1 protein-coding gene is annotated in these 572 nt (G+C 41.4%); it reads left to right on the top strand.

Going from position 1 to position 572, the window contains the following annotated elements:
* Positions 1-54: 54 nt before the first annotated feature.
* Positions 55-572, top strand: a 518-nt coding sequence (locus ACTHUR_RS16550) for a septation protein A (protein ID WP_440399772.1), incomplete at its 3' end; no start/stop codon positions are given.

Here is a 572-nt window from a genome sequence, read left to right as displayed (position 1 = left end):
GCCTGTATGATTAGCGTTTGACTGAATGGTTTCATCTTTTTTGTTTGTTTGATTATGAAAGTTTTAAGCGATTTATTAGCAGTCATTTTGTTTTTCCTGACTTACACGATAACGAAAAACATGATTACTGCCACTGCAGTTGCCGTCGTATTCGGCATTTTGCAGGCTGGTTTTACGTACTGGAAATACAAAAAACTCGATACGATGCAGTGGGTCGGCCTGATCCTGATTGTCGTATTCGGCGGCGCAACCATTCTACTTCATGATGACCGTTTTATCATGTGGAAACCGACCGTTTTGTTCTGGATTGGCGCATTGGTTTTGCTAATCAGCCACTTAAGTGGAAAGAACGGACTAAAAGCGACTATGGGCAAAGAGTTGGAGCTGCCCGAACATGTTTGGAGCAAACTGACTTATGCCTGGGTCGCATTCATGATATTTTTAGGTATTGCCAACTGGTTTGTGTTCACCCACTTCAAAGAACAATGGGTAAATTACAAAATGTTCGGCTCTACCGGCTTTTTGTTTGTTTTCTTTATCGCTCAATTTTCCTATTTGAGCCGGTATTTACC

The sequence above is a fragment of the Neisseria sp. P0021.S007 genome (assembly GCF_051956855.1).
The sequence above is the reverse complement of the archived record's forward strand: the minus strand, read 5'-3'. Positions and strand labels throughout refer to the sequence as shown.